Source organism: Rhodococcus sp. WS1, assembly GCF_003797745.1.
GTDB lineage: Bacteria > Actinomycetota > Actinomycetes > Mycobacteriales > Mycobacteriaceae > Rhodococcus_F > Rhodococcus_F erythropolis.
Genome location: NZ_RKLZ01000001.1, coordinates 2553444 through 2573103, shown reverse-complemented (window position 1 = coordinate 2573103; position 19660 = coordinate 2553444). Strand labels below are relative to the sequence as shown.

Below are 19660 nucleotides of genomic sequence, written 5' to 3'. Positions count from 1 at the left end.
AATCAGATCCGACCCGGGACTACAGGAGGTGCAGCTGACGTGCCTTCGTGATCGCTTCGTTTCGATTGTGTGCGTCGAGCTTCTTGTAGAGAGTGCGCAGTTGAGTCTTGACGGTGTTGACGGACACGTACAGTTTGTCGGCCATCGCGGCCGACCCCATGCCGAGCGCCAGGAGTGAGAGGACCTTCTGTTCGCGTTCGGTCAGCTCCACGATACGTACGGATCCCGGAAATGATTCCGCAGGAGCCCTTTTCGAGAACTCGGCGAGTGCACGCGATTTTGTTACTGCCATCGATTCGAGTTTCTCGACGTCCGCCGATCCGATGGTCGCGAACGGACGCAGAAGTCCGGTTTGGTCCGCGATACTGCACGCTCTGGACCACTCCTGAGAGGCGAGGCGTGGCTCACCCAGCTCGGAGTGTGCAACCGCTTGCACCAGAAGCGATTCCATCTGTGCCCGCGGATAGGATTCGCCAGACCAGTCGAACTGATGGCACAGCGCCACAGCGGCCTCGTTCTGGCCGATTCGCTGACGTAAACGCGCCACCGACGCGAGCGTCCACGGGTTGGCTGCAGGATCGGCAATTTCCTTGGCCAGAGCCGTCGCCTTGTTTCCCTCGCCGAGTGCGAGCAGGAGATCGATTTCTGCGGATTGCAGCAGAGGAAGCGCGAAAGACGTGGCCGTGTACTGCTTGGAATGCACTCCAATCGCGTTGTGGAGCAAGGACAGAGCGGAAGATGCACTGCTCTGAGTCAGGGCGAATTGGCTGTGCGCATAGACGACGAACGCCCATAGCTCCTCGGTGTCGGACGGAACGCCGAGGTCGGTCAGTGCGATACGTGCGTCACCGAAGTCGAGTGTGTCGAGAGCGGCGAGAGCCCGTGCCGTCAAGCCGGCGATCTTGACTACAGGTTCGAGCCAGCCCCCGGGGTCAGGATGCTTCTGTTCGAGTTCGAACCAGTGTCTGGCCTGCCGCGGCTCACCTGCCAAAGCCCAATTCAGGGCGGCACTACCCGCAGAGTTGCGAGCGATGAAGTCGACTCCGTGAGACAGGGCGCCGTTGTATGCCATTCGAGCCTTGATCGTGGATTCGGTGAACCTGCCGCTCAATTGAAAATTGATCGCCCATTGAAGTCGCATCAGGGGGAGTTGTGCGCTGACCGCTTCCGGATTGTTTTCCAGCGCACTGCGGCTGAGGTGAGACAGCCGCCTGGTGGTCTCTGCCGAGAGCCCGTATTCACCGGCCATCCTGAGCATGATCGATTGAACGCAGGCGATGCTCAAGGCGTCCTTCGCGCTGGGTTGGGCGCCGAGTTCCCACAGTTCGGCCGGCGATTCGGGTAGCAAGTCGACTACCGTGGATCGCTTGCTCGGATGCATCGTGAACAAGGCACGCCCGGCCTCAACGGCAGAGTGCTTGTCGGCAGCTTCCGCCGGAATCCGTTGGAGGGCGGAGCGAACCGAGTCCAGGTTATGCACGATCATCGTCACCCAATGTTGTTCGACGATGTCTACTGCCAGGGTCCAGTTCTGTGCCTCGACCGCGTAGTCCAGCGCCGACGCGTGATGACCGTTGTCGAGTCGATTGTGAGCGAGGAATGAAAGACGTTGCGACGGATCGATTCCCACGCGAGTGTGGTGCGCGAGTAGCGATCGTCGAATGGCGGGAGGCAATTCCCATGTTTCGTCGGCTTCGGCCTCGACGCGCGACAACAAGCCGGCTGTCTCCAGCGTCACCAGCCGCGAGCGGATCTCATGAACGGTTTCGGCAGTGTCAGGGCGCTGGGACTCGAACAGCATTGTGGCGACGCCGACGGTGATCGATCGACCAAAGGCGGTCGCGAGTAGGAACTCATGTTGCTTTAGGCGCTCAGTGGTGGCGAGAACGGAATCAGTCACGTAATCGTCTATCGCTTGCGCGGTGTTCGTTTTGATCTCTCGCTCACGGTTGCTGTTACGTGAGTCCCTGACGGCGGCGACTGCGGCGCGAACCAATGCGGGCAGCCCACCCGTCAGGGATGTGATTTGTTCTGCATCACCTTCAGCCGTGCGCACCCCCGCCTGTTCCAGCAATTGGGCGGTATCGGATGTCGTGAACAACAGCTCATCGGCGCCGATGACCTCGTGATCCGTGTCGAGAAGGTATGGCTCGGCGAACATGCCGAATCCCGAGAGCGTGACCACGAGGTCCAGGTTGTGGCAGAGGGTGAGGAGATCGATCAACTGATCGTCCAACTCTGGTTCCGATATCAGATCCGGCCTGATCAGCACGAGCAGCACGGGGCGGCTGAGGGCGTTCAGGGATTTGGCGGCAGCGGTGAAAGGATCGGCGAGATCGTCGACGTCGGGCAGTGCGATTCCGGCAGCGTGGATTCGATCGAGGACAACGGCCCAGAAATCTTCGAGTGTCGACGAGGGCTGTGGGGCCGAGACCCAGACGAGTATTCGTTCGGATGCCAGATGGGCGCGCAGCCACGATGCGATCAACGACGATTTCCCGTGGCCGTTCGGTGCACGGACGACGGTCAGAGCGGCGCGTCGATCCAGTTTCGCGAACAGTGCTTGCCGAGGAATCGACTCGGTGAGAGTGCGCCTTTCGGGAATAGCTGCCCAGTCGTGGCCGTCCCTCCCGAACATCAACGCGGACCCTTTCTGCTTTCACGCCCCACGCTAATTGGCGGATTTGGGCGGATTGTCTCGATCCATCTATCTACAGGGAGGAGCGTAGCTGGTGCGAATCCAGAGCGTGTCATCCCGGGCAATTCACCCGCGACTTCACCCCGGGTGAAAGAAGTTCACCCACATAATCATGCCGTCACCATTGGCTTTCGAGTCCCTCGAGCGACTTCTATTGAACGTAGCTCGGGATTCGCCAAATCTAGTCGAGAGTGCCCGACCGGGCCCCGAGGGTCGGCCATCGAAGGAGCGTCGTGAGAACTCGTCTGTCAGTGGTGTGGTCGAAGGCGGTTACGGTCCGACTCCGACCGAGAGCGTGCGCCCGAAGAGTGCGAGGCGTAGTCGTGGTGACAGGAGTGTTACTTGTCGGCGCAGCTGCGCTCGGTGTGCTACCGATGCAGTCGGATGTTCGATTGGCAGCCGAGGGAGAGTCCGCTTCTCCCTTCACAGTCGAGTTGACGGCGATTGACGGTGCGCCGCCGTTCGACCCCGGTGACGGTCCAGGGCTCGATACCGGGCCGTCCAACGGCATTGTCCGAGAGGGTGATCCGGTGACGTATGTCGTAGACATCGGCGTCCGGGGCAACCCGCTCTCGGACGTGGTCGTGCAGCTTCCGGTGCCTCGAGGTTTCGTTCTACCGTCCGTGCCTGACTACTGCGGAGACGGCTCGGGTGTCGACGAGTTCGGGTTACATTGCCTGATAGGCAATCTGGAAGCGGACCGGTACTTCACCCGGACAGCGACGATGACTGCGGGAAAGCGGGAAGACGCCGACGGTCTATCGATTGCTGCACTGGTCACCGCAGATCGAGGGGCGGCTCGCGTGCGGTCGGACGATGTCACCGTGCGGGTGGCGACCACCCCGGGAGTGTGTGATCCACAAGGGAATTCTGTTGGTGGTCGGAGAGACCAGGGGACAGCTGTCTCGGCAGATGGTCGGATCTCAGGTCTGGTGACGTCGGGCATCTCGGAGGCGGTGGTGATCAACGGCGTCGATCAATGCGGGCACGCGACAGCGCGGACGGTGAAACCGTTCGAGGGTCGCTTCTCGTTTGCCGGACTCCTGCCGGGGACGTATCGCGTCACGGTCGACGGCCGAGCGCCGGTGGACGTGGTGTTGGAACCAGGCGCAATGGCGGTCGGTGGCCTGACGTTCTGATACAGCTCCACAGTGATAGCAACACCTGAAACAGTTCAGAACCAGTTGGAAACAGTCAATGGAGGATCCAGTGCGTGAAAGCCTGGGCGTGGTATTCGAAAACAATTCCATTTCAACAGCTCTCGTAGATGCGGACACACCCCTTCTGGGCTCGATCGACGAGTTCCGTCATCCGTGGGGCGCGAACGGGACTGTTCCCTCTGCGCAAGCGTCGGCACGCGCGCTCGCCTCCGCTGCCGAGGTCGCCACCGGTCGGGCCCTGCGCTCGAACCTGTGCCCCACCGTCGTCGGAGTGATGTGCGAGCGCGCGGACGTGCGCGAATTTGTCCCGGATTCATTGTCCTCCAGCACTTTCGAGAACATCGAGTTGGTCAACGGTCTGGACGCTCGCCTTGCCTACTTGCGGACGGTCGACGCCCTGAATGGTGTTTCGCCGATTCTCGCATTCTGGCCGGACGGCGGTGAGACTGTGATCGCTGCCATCGATCCGAGCGCCGGCGTCGTGGACTCGGCGCACCGTTACGCAACCGCCGAGTTGCTTACAGACAGCTCGACATTTGCTGCGACATTGGACCTGCTCGTCGCTGAACGAAACCCCGTGCCCAAGATGCTCGTCGCCATGCTCGGCAAGGAAGAGTCACGGCAGTTGTCCGCCGAAGCCGCCGAATCGGTAGGGCTCGGCTTCCTGTATCTCGGCGAGCGCGCCCAACTGGCGATAGGCGCTGCGCTGGTGGCGGCCGATCGGGGGAGCGAGGTCAGGTCCGCTGGCGGCGCGGCTGTTCAGCCCGTCAACAGAATCCGGTGGGCGGCGGCGATAGTGCTGCCGCTCCTGCTCATGCTGACGGGATTGCTGATCGCTCTGTCGCCGGACGGGTCGCGAGCGGTGTCCACTGATCGCCCGAACGTCGGCGCCGAGCCGGCGAACCCGACGAGCGGGCCACCGTCCGGAGCGGCCCTACCGATCCTGACGCTCCCGCCTTGCGACCCGGTGGTACCCGTCGTTCCCGCTGCGTTTCGGCGTTCGGATCCTGAAGTTGCACCACCCCAGACCGTCGAACCAGCAGAAGCATGCGACCCGGTGCGAGTGGGCTAGGGCGTACCTTCTCCAGCCAGTGCAAACAGGCCGTCATCGGTCTGCTCGACCAGTCCGTCGACCAACAAGGAATGTAGTGCGCGGTCACGCTGACCAGGATCGGTCGGCCAGACGATGTCGAGTTGCGCGCGTTCGACCGGACGGTGGCTCTCGCGCAGAACGGCCATCAATTTTCCACGAACTTGGCGATCGGTGCCCGCGAACTTCTGCACCTTCTTGGGCGGTCCGGTGTGTGCCGGTTTGCCCGAAGCGACCCACGCGCAGTTCGGCAAAGGGCAGTTCGCGCAGTTCGGCGTCCGCGCAGTGCAGATCAGTGCACCGAGTTCCATGAGAGCGGCGCTGTAGGTGGCGGCGCGCGCTCGTGTCCGTGGCAGCAGCGCCGCGACGTCGGCGAGGTCTCGCGTGTTGGACGGATTGCCGGGTTCCGCATTGCCGTGGACGGCTCGCGCAACCACGCGTCGTACGTTGGTGTCCACCACCGGCACTCGCTGTCCGTAGGCGAAGCACGCCACGGCGCGGGCGGTGTACGAACCGATTCCCGGTAGGGAGAGCAGGGTGTCGACGTCTTCCGGCACCACGTCACCGTGCTCGGCGGCCAGGACGCCCGCGCATTCGTGTAACCGCAGCGCGCGTCGCGGGTAACCGAGTTTGCCCCACGCGCGAAGCACTTCTGCCTGACTCGACGCTGCCATCGCCGACGGTACCGGCCAGCGCTCCACCCACTCTTCCCAGATGGGCGCAACGCGCACCACCGGCGTCTGCTGGAGCATGATCTCGCTCATCAGGATCTGCCAGGCACTGACGCCCTCGCGTCGCCACGGCAGGTCACGAGCCGTCTCGGAGTACCACTTCAGCAGCACCGAAGATTCCACTGCCACTGCCACTGCCACTGCCACTGCTACCGACACACTCCTCGAACCTGTGCTCCTGGTCGACGAAGGACACGTCGACTTGTGGGGGCTACTTTATCGGCAGTCACCGACACGGCTGCCTGTGACGCCAGACCTTCGAGTCACAACAACTGCACGTTACTCAGTTTCCACTCGCCGTCCTCGCGGACCAGAGAAAGTTGCATGCGGTTACGGTCGATCCTCGGATCGGGGGAGTTGGTATTGGTGATCGTCTGATCGAGGAACACGAGCACCTCGGCGTTGTCGCGATCACTGCTCGCCAGCCCGGCTGAAATGATCTGAGCGGACGAGGTCGCCTGATACTGCACGATCATGTTCTGCAGGTTGGCTGCCACCTGGGCGTACTGACCGGCGAACTCACCGACAGAGTTGTCACGCACCACGGAAAGATTCTGATCGAGGTTCTGGAAGTTGTACGTCGCAAGATCAGTGGCGAATTGCCGTCCGCTGTCCAGTGCGCTGGTACGCGCGTCTTCGTCGGCCGATTTCTGCCAGGTCGCGAATGCGCCCCATCCGAGCGCCGCGACCACGACCAGGACGCCGGCAACGATCAGCAAGGTCTGCTTGCGAAGCCTCTTGGGCTTTTCGGCGATTGTGGGTGTCGGACTCTCGGGGGTCTGGGGTTGGGGTGTCTCGGTCATTGCGTTCCTTGTACTAGTAGTGCGGCAAACGAGTTGTCACCGAGAACGGTGTTCTGACCACCGTTGAGGCCCAGACGAATCGACGTTCCGTCACCGGTCGCAACTGTGCCGAGGGCAGGATCGTATTCGGCAACCCCGTCGATCGTTCCAGCTCCGGTGGGGACGTTCTGCGAACCGCGATTCTGGATCCGGCCCGACTGGTCCGCGCAGTGTTGGTTCTTGTCGAGCGTGGTCGGTGAGGTGTCCTGTACCGATCGCCGGGGCGTGTCGTAGATACAGACCGGTCCGAGTGCTGTGATCAGATCAAGCTGTGCCCGTCCGTCTTTGACGATACTTCCGAACTTCTCGAATCCTTTGGGCACCACCACCAACAAGGCATCGACGGCGGGCATCCGTGCAGTGACGATCTGAGTGGAGACGAGAGAATTGGCCAACAGCAGACTGAACGGCTCACGACTCTGTTCGATGAGAGGCAGTATCTGATTGTCGAGAACACTCGGGCTTCGATCGAGGAGTGTGCGCAGTTGCGGATCGGAGTTTCGTACCTGATCTGTCAATTGGCGAAGTGTGAGTGCAACTTCGGGAAGAGCGTCAACATTTTCCTCGTTCGCAGTGAACAGTGAGCGCGAGTTCTCGACGAGTGTGTTGACACGCGGTTGATTCGCTTGGACAGTGCGCGCGAGCACGTCGAAGTTGTCGACGAGCGCCTGCAGATCCGGACCCAATCCGTTCAATCCCTCACCGAGTTCGTGCGAGAGGGTACGCAGATCTGCCGGATCGACGGTGTCGGCAGCAGCGTTGAAATTCGCAATCACGGTTCCCAACGCGACCGGGATCGAAGTGCGCTCAGTCGGAACAACCGAACCTTCAACCAGATACGGGCCGCCGTCGGTCTGCGAGGACAACTGAACTTTCAATACCGGAACGGCGGTGTCCTGGCTGATGGCCACATGCGAATCGTTGGGGATCTGTTGGTCGGCGGCGATGCTCAACGTCATCACGACGAGGTCCTGGGCAGAGTCCACCTCCACCGACTCGACGTCGCCGACGGTGACTCCGCGATAGGCCACTTCCGAACCCGGAGCGATTCCGGCCGCGTTCTCCAAGTCGACGGTGACCGAGAATGTTCCGGTGAAGGGATCTCCGGCACCTACTTGTCGGAGCACATACGTCGTGCTGACCACCGCGATGAGGAGAAAGGCGACGATCTCGAAATAGACGGTTCGGTTCTTCATCGCGTTCCTCCTTGCAGGGGTGTCGTGATCGGCAGTTCCCGATCGGAGGCGGGCAGAGGTGGCAGTGGCGGTGCGGCGCCCGGAATTATCTCGTTGAGCACCCCGGTCACGGTGCCCTCGACATCGACGTCGAGGTCGATGTTCACGTAATCACCTGGGCTGGCGCGCTCGAGGAGCACTCTCGCGTTGTCCAGGTTGGACATGGTCTCACTCAGAGTCGGGCCCATTGCCGAGAACTGGTCGAGGATGGGTGACAGTCGTCCGGTGATCTCGGAAATCTGGTCGGCCGACTGGTCGAGCACGGAATTGGTTGCGGTACTGAGCCGATCGGTTTCGTCGAGAAGATCGAGGAGCGGTTGTCGTTGGTCGGCGATCACGCCCAATGCGGGTGTGAGTGTTCGCAAGCCTTCGTCGATGGTGGCGCTCTCGTCACCGATCAGAGCGCTGAGCCGGTTCAGGGAATTCAGTGCCGAATTGATCGATTCCTTTCGGTCGTCAAGTGTTCCGAGAAAAGTGTCAAGGCGCGCAAGCAGATCGCGGATCGTCTCTTCCCTGCCGTCGAGAATCTGATCAGCCTCACTGACGATGTTCTTGACCTGCGCCAACCCACTGCCGTTCAACAGAGTTCCGACGGCGCCGAGCAGTTGTGCGACATCGGGTCCGCGCACGGTCTCCGATCGCGCGATGGTGGAACCTGGTTCGAGCCTGGGGTCCGTTGGATCGACCGGAACTTCGAGGTTGACAAATGCGTCGCCGATCGGGGTGGACAGCTCGATCCGAGCGCGAGTGCCGACGGGTAGTTCGATGTCCGATTCAATTTCTGTATGTACTACGGCTGCAAATGTTTCCGCGCTCATCGACGTGACTCTGCCGACCACTGCCTGGCCGATCCGCACCTCGCCGCCGACGGGGAGTAATGACGCATCGACGAATTCCATGTTCAGCGGGTACGACTCTCCTGGCAGACTGCGCCCGAGGGGGAGGTGCTGGAAGTTGAGACTGCAGCCGGTCAACGGCGCCGCGATGACAAGTGCCACGACAACGCTCACCACGGACTTGTTCGACGCCATCAGTTGCCCCCACCGAGGATGCGTGCCAGGTCGGAGCTGCCTGCCGAAGGAAATTCGATGGGATTGACGATCCCAGGCCCGGTGCACAGCGGAATCGGCATCTTCTCGCACAGTTCTCGCGTCGTGTCGAACTGTGAGAGATCGGTGGCGACGTTCAATCGCGCTCTGGCTCGGCCTTCTTCGGTGACGAGGTTGGCGACGTTCTCGAATCCCGTTGGTGCCGTTTCGATGATCTCGCGCAGTTGGTCCTGTTTGGTCGCGACTGCACCGGCCAACTGTGCGAGCGCACCCAGATCGGCGGTGACCGCCTCGCCGTGTTCGGCGAGTAGCGCTGAGACCTGTCCGAGCAACGTGGTCAGGGAATCGAGCGCCCCGCTGATGTCTTCTCGCTGGGTACTGAACGCGCGGGCGGTGACTGTCACCGAATTCGACAGCGAGTCGACCTTGGTCTGGTTGTCCGCGATCAACTGCACGAGGGTGTTCAGGTTCTTCACGAGTTCGGAGATGTCGGGACTTGCACCCGCCAGTACCGAACTAGCCTGTGAGATGGACCGAACGGCATCGTTGAATGCTTGCCCGTTGCCGTCCAACGCGTGGGCGCCTTCTCCGATGAGGTCACCGATCCCACCGCCGTCCGCGCCAGGGCCGAGCGCCACCGTCAGTTCGTTCACCGATGCGGTGAGCTGGTCCCATGTGAGAGGGGAGTGAGTTCGTTCGAGAGGGATCACTGCGCCGTCCACGAGGAACTCACCGTCCTCGTAGCCGGGGCCGAGTTCGATCGTGCGGTCACTGATGACCGAAGGAGACAGGACCCAGGCCTGCGCGTCGGCCGGTATGCGTGTTCCGGATGGCAGGCTCATCGCCACTCGTACCCGGGACCCTTCCGGCGTGACGCTCTCGACCCTCCCGCCGGGAACTCCCAGAATAGTCACCGTGTTGCCGGTGAAGATGGCGTCGGTCGAGGTGAATTCGGCAGTGAGAGTGAGTTGGTGTTCGTCACGCGTGACGAACAGGACCGCACCGATCGCGCAGATCATTATCGCTGCCAGCACGGCGAGCTTCTTGACGGTCGTGGTCATCGACACCCCTGAACGAGCCCGACGACGCACAACCAGTTGTCCGGGATGAGGGTGGAGGGCGAGTTGAGGTCGAGCCAGTTGCCGTTACCGGTCGCATTGGTGACGTACCGAACGCTGGGGGCGAAGTTGTCGAGCAACGTGGTCAGTGATTGTTCGTTCTCGGAAAGAACTCCCGTCACCTCGTGGATGTCTCCCATGACCGAGTCGACCAATGCCTGGTTGTCACCCAGGAACTGGGCAAGTGTGGTGCTCAACTGATTGAGGTCTTGTACAAGCGCATTCAGCACATCTCGCCGGTCGGCGATCGTGGCCATCACCAGGTCCGCATTTCCCAGAAGGGTTTCCAGAGTGTCCTTCTGCTCGATCAGTGTTGCGGTCGTCTGCTGCGCTCCGGTGAGAAGGGAACGGAGCGCAACGTCGTTGTCGTTGACTACTCCGGAGAGTGCGTCGATTCCCTCGAGCGAGCGGCGAATGAGCTCGGGATCGTCCGGTGAGTTGTCGGACACCACGGTCAGCATGTTTCGCAGTTGTTGCAGATCAAGGTTTTCCGAAGTGGATTGTGCTCCTCGTCCGAGATCGTCGAGGGTGAACGGAACACTCGTGTTCTCGATGGGAATGGTCGAACCTCCGGGTAACGAGCGCGATCCGTTCGGAGTGATGTCGAGCGAGCGTCGGCCGAGCAGAGTCGAGATCTTGATGTCCGCGCGCGAGTTTTCGCCGAGAGTGACGCCGTCGTCGAGTCGGAAGGTGACTTCAACGGAGTTGCCGCTGACCGCCAACGAGGTGACCACCCCGCTCGGGACTCCCGCGACGTTGACCGGATCGTCCTGCGTCAATCCGGTGGCGTTGGCAAACACGGCGTTGTACTCGTTGGTCTTGACCTTCAAGATCAATTGAGGGACAACGAGTGCGGCCAGAACGACACAGACTCCGACGAGAATGCAGATCATTCCGTTGCGGACCGGGTTCTTGACGGTGAGCCAGTTCATCGGCACACCGCCGAACGCTCGGGGCCGCCGAGAGTCACCGATTGGTCCAGCGCGCTGAGCCGGAAGTTACAGATGTAGATGTTCGCCCAACTGCCGTAGCTCATTGCGATTCCCAATTGGGTGAACAGTTGATCGAAAGCGGTGATACCGGTCGCCAGCGACTCACGATTGTCGACGACGACGCTGGCCGACTGATCGATCGAAGTCAGCGCGCCAGCCAAGTCCGGTTCCACGCGCGTCACCAAGTCCTGAAGGGAAGAAGTCATGGCACCTGCGGAATCAACTGCGGCCGAGATCTGTTGGCGATCCTGTGCCAAACCGCCTACCAGCGTGTCGAGCGTGTTGATCATCTCGACGAAGTTGGGTCGATTCGTCGTCGTGACGGTGAGTACCCGGTCGAGGTTGGTCAGTAGTTGGTCCAAGATCGCGTCTCGGGACGTCAAGTTCTCGGTGACGGCAACTGTGCGCTCCAGCAGGCTTTCGATGGTGGAACCTTGTCCTTGGAATACCTGGACGACTTGTGCGGCAAGCTTGTTGACTTCTGCGGGGTCAAGTGCGTCGAACAGGGGACGGAAACCGCCGAGGATGTCGGTGAGGTCGATCGCCGGCTGAGTCTGTTCCACGGGAATTGTGGCTCCGGGGGAGAGGTAGTTGCCGGCTACGAGTTCGCCCTGTCCGGGTTCGATCGAGATCGTCCGTGCCCCCAGCAGATCTGCATACCTCACCACAGCCCGACCGTCGGTCGGAATACGTTGTGTAGATTCGAGTTCGAAGCCGACGACGGCTTGGTTGTTCACCAACTCGACGCTGTCGACGCGCCCTACTCGCACCCCGGCGATCTGAACATCGCTGCCGGTGACCAGGCCGGAGGCATTGACGAAGACGGCCCGGTACTGCGAACTAGACCCGGAGACTGGGTTGATCAGAGTGCTCACCACGACCACGGTGGCGAGAATCGACAGCGCGGCAAACAGTCCGAACCTGATCAGCGATTTCTTCACGCTCATCCGCCCACCACCGTCGTGCCGCGAAATACCGGCCCCGCCACGAGAGTGTCCAAAGCTGTACCGCCCTGGGTGATAGCTGAGATCAGGGATTGTTCGGCAGGGCTGCCGACCGGGCCGACGGTTCCGCCGAACGCGGTCGCGGCGGCAGGGCAGTTGGGGCCGCGGGTCCCGTCGTATTGTGGGCAGTCGGTCTTTCCGTACGGATACAGATCTGTGACAGACAGACGCAAGTCAGTGCTGAGCCAGGGACCGTGCGCCAATGCGGGCGGGAGTTTGATCGTGAGATTGCGCAGGCCGTTGTAGAAGGTGGTGATGTGGTCCGGCCGCGAAGTGATTGCACCGGTGAGGGAATCGGCGTCGTCGACCAAGGTGATCAGGCGGTCGCGATTGTCGCCGATCAGACTCGTGGCAGCAGATCCAGTGCTGGTGCCTGCTCGCAGAAGCCCCGCCAATCCGTCGGATTTCTCGACGACGGTCTTGGATGTGGTGATGGAGTTCTCGAATGCGGCGAGCATGTCGGGCGCACTCGTCGAGAGACTGTCGGCGAGCGTGGCTATGTCGTCGAGGTCGTCACCGAGTCCGTCGATGACGGGCTGCGCACCGACCAACGCTTGGTGGACTGAATCGAGAGACTCACCGATCTGGTTTCCCTTGCCGCTCATCGCATCCGAGACTGCCGTGAGTGCCACGTTGATGTCGGCGGGGTCGAGGGAAGAAACGAGCGAGTAGATCCGTGAGATCGATTGGTAGAGCTGGACCGCGACTTCGGACTGATCTGATGCCAACTCGGTACCCGGCGCGAGAGCAGGACCGCGCGAGAGACCGTCAGGTTGAATCAGGTCCACGAAGAAGTCGCCGAAGATGTTGAGGGGCATCAGCCGCACCTGACTTGTCGACGGTATGTCTTCGAATGCACCCTCGTCGATTGCGAGTGAGATGGTGGAAGCGGTGGTGCCAGGCTCGATGTCGGCGACCGAACCGACGACGACGCCGCGGTACTGAACCGAGGATCCGACTCGCAGCGCACCGGCGCTGGCAGGGACGACAGCACTGACCTGCGGTGTGGAACTGAACGTGTCCGTGCCCCTGCTGAACAAGAAGACGTAGGCGACGATCAGCAGGACTATCGCAAGTAAACCACGCAGTGCCAGTGCAATTCGACTGGTACCCGTGACGATCATCCGGTCAACCCGGGCACCTGAGGTTTGAGTCCCCAGAGCGCGATGGTCATGGCGACGTCGGTGAAGGCCAGGAAGACGATGCTGGTGCGCAGCGCTCGCCCGGCTGCTCGCCCGACGCCTTCAGGTCCGCCCGTCGCGGTATAACCGTAGTAGCAGTGCACGAGGGTCACGACGACCGCGAACACCATGACTTTTATCAAGGACAACCAGATGTCGTTGGGAGAGAGGAAAAGACTGAAGTAGTAGCCGTATGTTCCCTCCGACTGGCCTTTGACCCGGATCACCGCAAGCGCCGTTGCCATGTACGAAGCAAACAGGCCGACCAGGTACAGCGGGACCACCGCGATGAGCGCCGCGATCATTCGGGTGGTGACCAGGTATCGCAGCGAGGGAATCGCCATGACTTCGAGTGCGTCGATTTCCTCGGAGATCCGCATGGCTCCGAGCTGCGCGGTGAATCCAGTTCCGACCTTGGCAGTCAAGGTGATTGCGGCAACGAGTGGTGCGACCTCACGAGTATTCGCGATGGCGGACATCACGCCGGACAGCGGTGCGAGGCCGACGAGGTTGAGTCCGCGGTAGCCCTCGAGTCCGATCTGGGAACCTGCGAAGAACGAGATCGCGAAGATCACGACGACGCTGCCGCCGCCGGCGAGCAGGGTGCCCGAACCGAATGCCACCTGGGCGACGAGACGGGCGACTTCACGCCAATATCGCTTGAGGGTTGCCGGAATCGAGGTGATGACACGCGCGTGGAACGTGAACTGATCGCCGAGTCGACTCAGACCGTCGACGGTGCGCGAACTGGCCCGCTTGGCACGAATTGCGATGGGCAGGTGCATCAGTAGGCACCCTTCACCGAGACGAACAGCGGGTAGAACTGGGTAATTGCGAGGTTGGCGACAAACACGAGGACAAACGAGAGCACGACGGTCTCGTTGACTGCGTCGCCGACGCCTTGAGCTCCGCGCTTAACGGTCAGGCCCTTGTAGCAGGCCACGATTCCCGAGATGAGAGCAAAGGCAACGGCTTTGATACCAGAGACGACGAAGTCGCTCGGTTGACTGAATTGAACAAGATTGCGCAGGAAGCTCTGTGCGTTGCCGTCGAGTATCAGGACGTGAACGAAGAGGCTTGCGCCCAAACCGATCACGAGAACTATCGAATTCAGCAGGAGGCAGACGACGGCAATTGCGATCATCCGCGGCACGACCAGGCGTTCCAACACCGGCAGGCCCAGTACTTCGAGCGCATCGATCTCTTCGCGGATCGTGCGCGCTCCCAAATCTGCGCAGATTGCGGAACCGCCGACGCCGGCGATGATCAGGGCGCAGACCAGCGGTCCGGCCTGTCCGATGATGAGGAACGCGACGACTGCACCGCTGTATGAACCCGCGCCGATTTGGTCTGCGAGCGAACCGATCTGGAGAGCTACGCCCACGCCGAGGGGAATCATCACCAGTGCCGAAGCGACCGAGGTGACGTGGGCGAGAAACCACATCTGGTCGAGCGCTTCACGCCAGGCGAGGCGCTTGTGTCGCAGAGTTGTGAAAGCGGCGACGCATACGCGAACGGTGAAGGTGAACAGCAGTCCGATCTCGGACAGCAGGTTCGAGAACATGTTCGTCTTGGCGGGGGAGGCAGGCGTTGCGTCCCCGGTTGTTCCAACTTCAGTGCTCACGCCATCCCCCTTTCCGGCCGAATCGTTCTGGTCGGGTTTCTTCGATCACACTCGGAAGGTCGAAGTGCTCCAGGTCACGTTCGGAGACGGTATCAGGAAACTGACTCTGAAGTAAGTTCCAATTCGGGCACGCCATCACAAGGCGTGAATGTGGACGCGGAGCTTCCGTTTGCGTCTACGCAACCTTCCCGGCGAGAGTCCGAAATGCGACGGGTGCACAATGAGTGAATGCCACGATCAAGCCCCATTTCCGCTTGGAAGTCCCTTCGCGAAGGCAACGAGCGATTTGTCAACGACGCGTCCATTCACCCCAGCCAGGGAATCGCCGATCGCGCGAAGCTCGTCGATGGGCAGCACCCCACCGCGGTGCTGTTCGGTTGCGGTGATTCGCGCGTTGCCGCCGAGATCATCTTCGATCAGGGCCTCGGCGACATGTTCGTCGTGCGTACGGCAGGTCACGTGCTCGACGATTCGGTGCTCGGTTCGATCGAGTACGCCGTTCACGTGCTCAACGTGCCGCTCATCGTCGTCCTCGGTCACGACGGTTGCGGTGCGGTGAAGGCAACGCTCGACGCCCTGGACAAGGGTGCGGTTCCCGACGGCTTCATTCGCAGCGTGGTCGAGCGCGTTGCTCCCTCCATCCTGATGGGTCGCAACGAAGGCTTGTCCACCGTCGACGAACTCGAAGGTCGACACGTAGTGGAGACCGGCTCGTTGATCATGCAGAGGTCGCGGATCATCGCAGACAAGGTGGACAACGGTGCGTGCGCGATCGTCGGCGTCACGTACACATTGTCCGACGGTCACATGCGAGTTCAGGGCGCGGTCGGCGACATCGGCGAGAGCGTCGAGACCGTCGAGGGTTAGATCTTTCGGGGCAGTGATACCCGGTAGCAGACAATGGGTACCGACACGCCGCCTCAGCTGACGGTTAGTGGACCCTGCGCCAACTACCGTTGAGTCCGTGTTGGAACCGAATGGACCACTGCCCCCCGAGATCTACTGGCGTCGCCGGGCGCTGGCCATTGGTGCCGCCGTCATTGCACTGGCGTTGATCATCTGGGCGGCGTCCGCCCTCTTCGGCGGTGGAAGCGATACTCCTGAGGCCAATTCGGCCGCTGCGAGTTCCTCGCTGACGACGGACGTCTCCTTCACCCCCAACCCTTCCGGCTCCAACGCGCCGGACGGTAACGGTGGTTCGGGTGGCGGTGCTGCGGGTGGATCAGGTGGCTCGGGCACGCAGGCTTCGGGATCGTCGACGTCGGCATCGTCCTCGTCGACCACCGGCGCTCCGGTCCCGGCTGGTCAGTGCGCGGACTCGTCGCTGGCAGTCAAGGCGACCGCAGACAAGGCGACCTTCGCTCCTGGTGAAGAGCCGTCCTTCACGATCGTCATCACCAACATCGGTTCGGCACCCTGTGATCGAGATCTGGCGGGCGGCCTTCAGCAGGTGCTCGTCTACAGCATCGACGGCAAGACCCGTTTGTGGTCCAACGTCGACTGCTACCCGCAGCCCGCCGCTGACGTGCGCAATCTCGCTCCCGGCGAGCAAGCTGCGTTCAAGGTCGCCTGGTCGGCCACGACGTCGACCCCCGAGTGCGCGACCGCGCAGAACCCCGAGCGCAATCCGGTGGGCGCAGGCGCGTACACGGTTGTCGGTCAGCTCGGCGCACTGCGAAGCTCCCCGGAGCCGTTCAACATCGCGTGAGAGCGGGCAAGCCCGAACAGGCCCGCTAGTTGAACGATCCGGTGATCGACGTCTCCGCGAGCCGGGAAAGTCCCTCACGTATGTGACGGGCCCACAGCCCGCCGATGCCCTCGACCGACTGCAGATCGGCAGCCGTAGCGGCCAGCAGCGACTGGAGAGTGCCGAATGATCCGACCAACCGGTGGATCTGATGGAACTGCAATCGAGGTACACGCATCAGTACGCGATATCCGCGAGGAGTCATCGGAGTGTCGAGGGCTTCGATCGTGCCCGGATAACCGAGAACACGCGCAAGAGTCGTGAGATCGAGTAGGTCGGCGTCGGTGACGCGATCGAGTGCGACGAGGACGTTGTCCATCGCCGCGGTGCCGATGGGTTCGGGGCCGGCAAGGTAATCCCGAACGATCAGTTGACGTGCAATGTCGTTGTCGCCGACCAGTTCTTCGAGCTGCAATGCCAGCTGGCGACCGTCGGTGCCGAGCTCGAGGACATCCTGCTCGATTTCGATCGACACACGGCGAACCATTTCGAGTCGCTGTACGACGGTCAACGCGTCGCGCAGAGTCACGAAATCCTCGATCTCGACCACCGACAGTTGCCGTGTCACTTCGTCGAGTCGCGCTTTGTATCGTTCGAGCGTCGCGACGGCCTGGTTGGCGCGCGAAAGTATGGTGGCCGAGCCGTCGATGACGTGCCGGATACCACCGACGTACACACTGACGATCGACATCGACTGACTGACCGAGACCACGGGATAGCCGGTTTGAATTGCCGTGCGCTCGGCGGCACGGTGCCTGGTGCCGGATTCGACGGTGGGAATCTTGTGATCGGGAACCAGTTGGACATTGGCGCGCACGATGCGTGTGCCGTCCGTCGAGAGGACTACCGCGCCGTCCATCTTCGAGAGCTCGCGCAATCGGGTCGGTGCGAACTCCACGTCGAGGTTGAATCCGCCGTCACACAGCGCTTCCATCTCCTCGTCGTATCCGAGGACGATCAGCGCGCCGGTACGGCCGCGCAGAATTCGTTCGAGCCCGTCTCGCAAAGCGGTACCCGGCGCCAACCTGGCGATGGTCTCTCGCAATGCCGACGACGACTGTGTGTCCGCCATCGCACTGATCATTGAGAAACTCCCTGCTGAGGTCGATGTCACTTCGGTCGGGTCCGATGCCTGCGCCGGACTGATCCCCGTTTAGATTACCTATCCATGAGTAGTACCTGGACCCTGCCTGATGACCTGACTGTCCCGGAGCCGGTCGAATTCTTTCCGGCCGCCGGCGAGAAGTTGCCTCAGCACTGGTCGAAATGCTTCGGCTGCGGCGACGACCAGCCTGCGGGAATGGCGATGAGTTTCAGGGCTGGTGACGGGTTGGAAGTGACGGGCCGTCTGGAGGTCGCCAAGAAGTATCAGGGCGGTCCGGGGGTCATTCACGGCGGTATTTTGTCGACGGCTTTCGACGAGGCGCAAGGCATGGCATGCATGGCTCTCGGCTCGCCGGTGGTGACCGGGCACCTCGAGATCGACTTCGCCCGGCCCATCCCGTTGGGATCGGTGCTCGAATTTCGGGCTCGCATCGACGGCGTTGTGCGCCGCAAGGTCTACACCAGCGCGGAAGCGGTGATCGTCGAAGGTCCGACAGCGGATCCGGACACGGTGGTGGGAACGTCCCGCGGACTGTTCCTGACCATCACGTCGGAACACTTCGCCAAGACCAAGGAGTTCGTGGACGGCGAACCGACTTCCCCGTTCGGCACCTCGTCGGTCTGACGCGGCAGTCGGCCGCAGGCCGGTCACTTCACCGGAGTGAGCTTTGGGCGAGACGGGGCTTGTTTGCCGCCCATCAATCCGGCATAGGCGAGTGCCTCGGCCAGGTTCGCTACTTCGTTGACGCGCATGCCGGGAATGTTCGGGCCGGAATCGACCGGCACGATGGCGCTGGTGAATCCCAATCTGGCAGCTTCGATCAGCCGTCGGTTCACACCGGCAACTCGTCGAACCTCTCCGGCGAGTCCGACCTCGCCGAGGATGACGAGCCCCTTGGGGACAGGTTTGGCTTTCACAGCGGAAGCGACCGCTATGGCAAGAGCCAGATCGGCACCCGGCTCGGTCATCCGCATACCGCCGACGGTCGCGGCGTAGACGTCGGCCTTCGAGATCGACACCCCGACGCGGCGCTCCAACACGGCCAGAACCATGGCCACACGGGCGGTGTCGAGCCCACTGACGGCTCGACGAGGTGTCGGTAGAGGCGTGGCGGCGACGAGGGCCTGAACTTCACCGAGTAGCGGTCGCTTACCGTCCATCATCACGGTGACGGCCGTGCCTTCCACAGCTTCTTCGCGGTGATGCAGGAACAGGCCGGACGGATCGCTGATCTCGTTGATGCCCTGCTCGCTCAGCTCGAAGCATCCCACCTCGTCGGCCGCACCGAATCTGTTCTTGACGCCGCGGACCATGCGCAGCGTGGAGTGCTTGTCACCCTCGAAGTGCAGAACCACGTCCACGAGATGCTCGAGCGAGCGCGGTCCGGCGACGGCGCCGTCCTTGGTGACGTGGCCGATCAGAAGCACCGGGATTCCACTGGCCTTCGCCAGGGAGGTCAAGGCGCTGGTGACAGCCTTGACCTGAGTCACGCCGCCGACGACTCCGTCGACGTCGGCAGCAAGCATGGTCTGCACCGAGTCGACGATGACCAGGGTCGGCTTGACCTGCTCGATGTGGCCGAGGATGGTCGCGAGATCGGATTCGGCCGCCAGATACATCCGTTCGTGGACAGAGTTGGTGCGATCTGCCCGAAGTCGAACCTGACCGGCGGACTCCTCGCCCGTGACGTACAACGCTCGATCATCCGCGCTGCGCATCGCCCAGCGGTAGACGACCTCGAGAAGTAGCGTCGATTTTCCGACTCCGGGCTCGCCCGCGAGCAGCACCACCGAACCAGGTACGACGCCACCGCCGAGGACGCGGTCCAACTCGCCGATCCCGGTGGGCTTGGCCTGCGTCGAGGTGCTGTCGATCTGTGTCAGCGGCGTGGCCGGCGTCGTAGGGAGTACGGCGCTCGATCCTGCTTTGGCGAGTGAGGCGCCGGCGCGACTGGCGACGGGTGCCACTACCGCGACCTCGGTCATCGAGCCCCACGAATCGCAGTCCGGACATCTACCGACCCACTTGGGCACTACCGACTGGCATTCGGAGCATCGGTAGTTCGATTTCACTTTGGCCACCGG

Annotated in this window: 18 protein-coding genes; 5 read left to right on the top strand and 13 right to left on the bottom strand. The window is 62.0% G+C overall.

Annotated elements, in window-relative coordinates; translation table 11 throughout:
- Positions 1 to 19 precede the first annotated feature (19 nt).
- Positions 20 to 2638, bottom strand: a complete 2619-nt coding sequence (locus EEB12_RS11825) for a helix-turn-helix transcriptional regulator (protein WP_141487812.1) — start codon at positions 2636 to 2638, stop codon at positions 20 to 22.
- 383 nt (positions 2639 to 3021) lie between these two features.
- Between EEB12_RS11825 and EEB12_RS11820 the strand changes: the two genes are divergently transcribed.
- A complete protein-coding gene (locus EEB12_RS11820) occupies positions 3022 to 3837 on the top strand; it encodes a hypothetical protein (RefSeq protein WP_258537501.1) in 816 nt (271 codons plus the stop codon).
- 70 nt (positions 3838 to 3907) lie between these two features.
- Entirely contained in the window at positions 3908 to 4930 is a 1023-nt protein-coding gene (locus EEB12_RS11815; RefSeq protein ID WP_258537502.1) for a hypothetical protein, read from the top strand.
- Here EEB12_RS11815 and EEB12_RS11810 read toward each other — a convergent pair.
- The 10 genes from EEB12_RS11810 to EEB12_RS11765 all read right to left on the bottom strand — a co-directional run bounded on the left by EEB12_RS11810 (position 4927) and on the right by EEB12_RS11765 (position 14724).
- Positions 4927 to 5808 carry an A/G-specific adenine glycosylase gene (locus tag EEB12_RS11810; RefSeq protein ID WP_021342801.1) on the bottom strand — a complete coding sequence of 294 codons (882 nt, stop codon included), beginning with the start codon at positions 5806 to 5808 and terminating at the stop codon, positions 4927 to 4929. The two genes, EEB12_RS11815 and EEB12_RS11810, sit on opposite strands and share 4 nt — an antisense overlap.
- Before the next feature lie 134 nt (positions 5809 to 5942).
- Positions 5943 to 6482: a hypothetical protein gene (locus EEB12_RS11805; RefSeq protein ID WP_141487809.1), complete on the bottom strand. Its 540-nt coding sequence runs from the start codon at positions 6480 to 6482 to the stop codon at positions 5943 to 5945.
- The gene (locus EEB12_RS11800) at positions 6479 to 7717 is read right to left on the bottom strand and encodes an MlaD family protein (protein WP_141487808.1); all 1239 of its coding nucleotides are present in this window, start codon (positions 7715 to 7717) and stop codon (positions 6479 to 6481) included. The genes EEB12_RS11805 and EEB12_RS11800 overlap by 4 nt, the downstream gene beginning before the upstream one ends.
- Entirely contained in the window at positions 7714 to 8787 is a 1074-nt protein-coding gene (locus EEB12_RS11795) for an MCE family protein (protein WP_141487807.1), read from the bottom strand. The genes EEB12_RS11800 and EEB12_RS11795 overlap by 4 nt, the downstream gene beginning before the upstream one ends.
- Entirely contained in the window at positions 8787 to 9866 is a 1080-nt protein-coding gene (locus EEB12_RS11790; RefSeq protein WP_141487806.1) for an MCE family protein, read from the bottom strand. Before EEB12_RS11790 ends, EEB12_RS11795 begins: the two co-directional genes overlap by 1 nt.
- The gene (locus EEB12_RS11785; RefSeq protein ID WP_020906101.1) at positions 9863 to 10855 is read right to left on the bottom strand and encodes an MCE family protein; all 993 of its coding nucleotides are present in this window, start codon (positions 10853 to 10855) and stop codon (positions 9863 to 9865) included. Before EEB12_RS11785 ends, EEB12_RS11790 begins: the two co-directional genes overlap by 4 nt.
- Positions 10852 to 11862: an MCE family protein gene (locus EEB12_RS11780; RefSeq protein ID WP_141487805.1), complete on the bottom strand. Its 1011-nt coding sequence runs from the start codon at positions 11860 to 11862 to the stop codon at positions 10852 to 10854. The genes EEB12_RS11785 and EEB12_RS11780 overlap by 4 nt, the downstream gene beginning before the upstream one ends.
- Positions 11859 to 13043 (bottom strand): MCE family protein, encoded by a 1185-nt coding sequence (locus EEB12_RS11775; RefSeq protein WP_141487804.1) that lies wholly within the window; start codon positions 13041 to 13043, stop codon positions 11859 to 11861. The genes EEB12_RS11780 and EEB12_RS11775 overlap by 4 nt, the downstream gene beginning before the upstream one ends.
- The gene (locus tag EEB12_RS11770; protein WP_141487803.1) at positions 13040 to 13885 is read right to left on the bottom strand and encodes an MlaE family ABC transporter permease; all 846 of its coding nucleotides are present in this window, start codon (positions 13883 to 13885) and stop codon (positions 13040 to 13042) included. Before EEB12_RS11770 ends, EEB12_RS11775 begins: the two co-directional genes overlap by 4 nt.
- Positions 13885 to 14724, bottom strand: coding sequence for an MlaE family ABC transporter permease (locus EEB12_RS11765; protein ID WP_020968384.1), 840 nt, complete (start codon positions 14722 to 14724; stop codon positions 13885 to 13887). The genes EEB12_RS11770 and EEB12_RS11765 overlap by 1 nt, the downstream gene beginning before the upstream one ends.
- Before the next feature lie 228 nt (positions 14725 to 14952).
- On the opposite strand from EEB12_RS11765, the gene EEB12_RS11760 reads away from it, so the two are divergent.
- Both EEB12_RS11760 and EEB12_RS11755 read left to right on the top strand, forming a co-directional pair.
- Positions 14953 to 15591: a carbonic anhydrase gene (locus EEB12_RS11760; protein WP_019746832.1), complete on the top strand. Its 639-nt coding sequence runs from the start codon at positions 14953 to 14955 to the stop codon at positions 15589 to 15591.
- 97 nt (positions 15592 to 15688) lie between these two features.
- Positions 15689 to 16432 carry a DUF4232 domain-containing protein gene (locus tag EEB12_RS11755; RefSeq protein ID WP_019746833.1) on the top strand — a complete coding sequence of 248 codons (744 nt, stop codon included), beginning with the start codon at positions 15689 to 15691 and terminating at the stop codon, positions 16430 to 16432.
- A 25-nt stretch (positions 16433 to 16457) separates the two neighbouring features.
- Here the strand turns inward: EEB12_RS11755 and disA are convergent, their stop codons facing one another.
- Complete coding sequence (gene disA, locus EEB12_RS11750) at positions 16458 to 17543, bottom strand: DNA integrity scanning diadenylate cyclase DisA (RefSeq protein ID WP_024487741.1); 1086 nt, start codon at positions 17541 to 17543, stop codon at positions 16458 to 16460.
- Positions 17544 to 17639: 96 nt separating this feature from the next.
- Between disA and EEB12_RS11745 the strand changes: the two genes are divergently transcribed.
- Positions 17640 to 18200 (top strand): PaaI family thioesterase, encoded by a 561-nt coding sequence (locus EEB12_RS11745; protein ID WP_019746834.1) that lies wholly within the window; start codon positions 17640 to 17642, stop codon positions 18198 to 18200.
- Between the two features lie 23 nt (positions 18201 to 18223).
- On the opposite strand, the gene radA is transcribed toward EEB12_RS11745, so the two are convergent.
- A complete protein-coding gene (gene radA, locus EEB12_RS11740) occupies positions 18224 to 19657 on the bottom strand; it encodes a DNA repair protein RadA (RefSeq protein WP_003945739.1) in 1434 nt (477 codons plus the stop codon).
- Between the last annotated feature and the right edge of the window lie 3 nt (positions 19658 to 19660).

What these genes read in the sequence shown, in the direction of transcription:
- EEB12_RS11825 (WP_141487812.1), bottom strand. Translation starts at nt 2,638, where the DNA reads ATGTTCGGGAGGGACGGCCACGACTGGGCAGCTATTCCCGAAAGGCGC.
- EEB12_RS11805 (WP_141487809.1), bottom strand. Translation starts at nt 6,482, where the DNA reads ATGACCGAGACACCCCAACCCCAGACCCCCGAGAGTCCGACACCCACA.
- EEB12_RS11800 (WP_141487808.1), bottom strand. Translation starts at nt 7,717, where the DNA reads ATGAAGAACCGAACCGTCTATTTCGAGATCGTCGCCTTTCTCCTCATC.
- EEB12_RS11795 (WP_141487807.1), bottom strand. Translation starts at nt 8,787, where the DNA reads ATGGCGTCGAACAAGTCCGTGGTGAGCGTTGTCGTGGCACTTGTCATC.
- EEB12_RS11790 (WP_141487806.1), bottom strand. Translation starts at nt 9,866, where the DNA reads ATGACCACGACCGTCAAGAAGCTCGCCGTGCTGGCAGCGATAATGATC.
- EEB12_RS11785 (WP_020906101.1), bottom strand. Translation starts at nt 10,855, where the DNA reads ATGAACTGGCTCACCGTCAAGAACCCGGTCCGCAACGGAATGATCTGC.
- EEB12_RS11780 (WP_141487805.1), bottom strand. Translation starts at nt 11,862, where the DNA reads ATGAGCGTGAAGAAATCGCTGATCAGGTTCGGACTGTTTGCCGCGCTG.
- EEB12_RS11775 (WP_141487804.1), bottom strand. Translation starts at nt 13,043, where the DNA reads ATGATCGTCACGGGTACCAGTCGAATTGCACTGGCACTGCGTGGTTTA.
- EEB12_RS11770 (WP_141487803.1), bottom strand. Translation starts at nt 13,885, where the DNA reads ATGCACCTGCCCATCGCAATTCGTGCCAAGCGGGCCAGTTCGCGCACC.
- EEB12_RS11760 (WP_019746832.1), top strand. Translation starts at nt 14,953, where the DNA reads ATGCCACGATCAAGCCCCATTTCCGCTTGGAAGTCCCTTCGCGAAGGC.
- disA (WP_024487741.1), bottom strand. Translation starts at nt 17,543, where the DNA reads ATGGCGGACACACAGTCGTCGTCGGCATTGCGAGAGACCATCGCCAGG.
- EEB12_RS11745 (WP_019746834.1), top strand. Translation starts at nt 17,640, where the DNA reads ATGAGTAGTACCTGGACCCTGCCTGATGACCTGACTGTCCCGGAGCCG.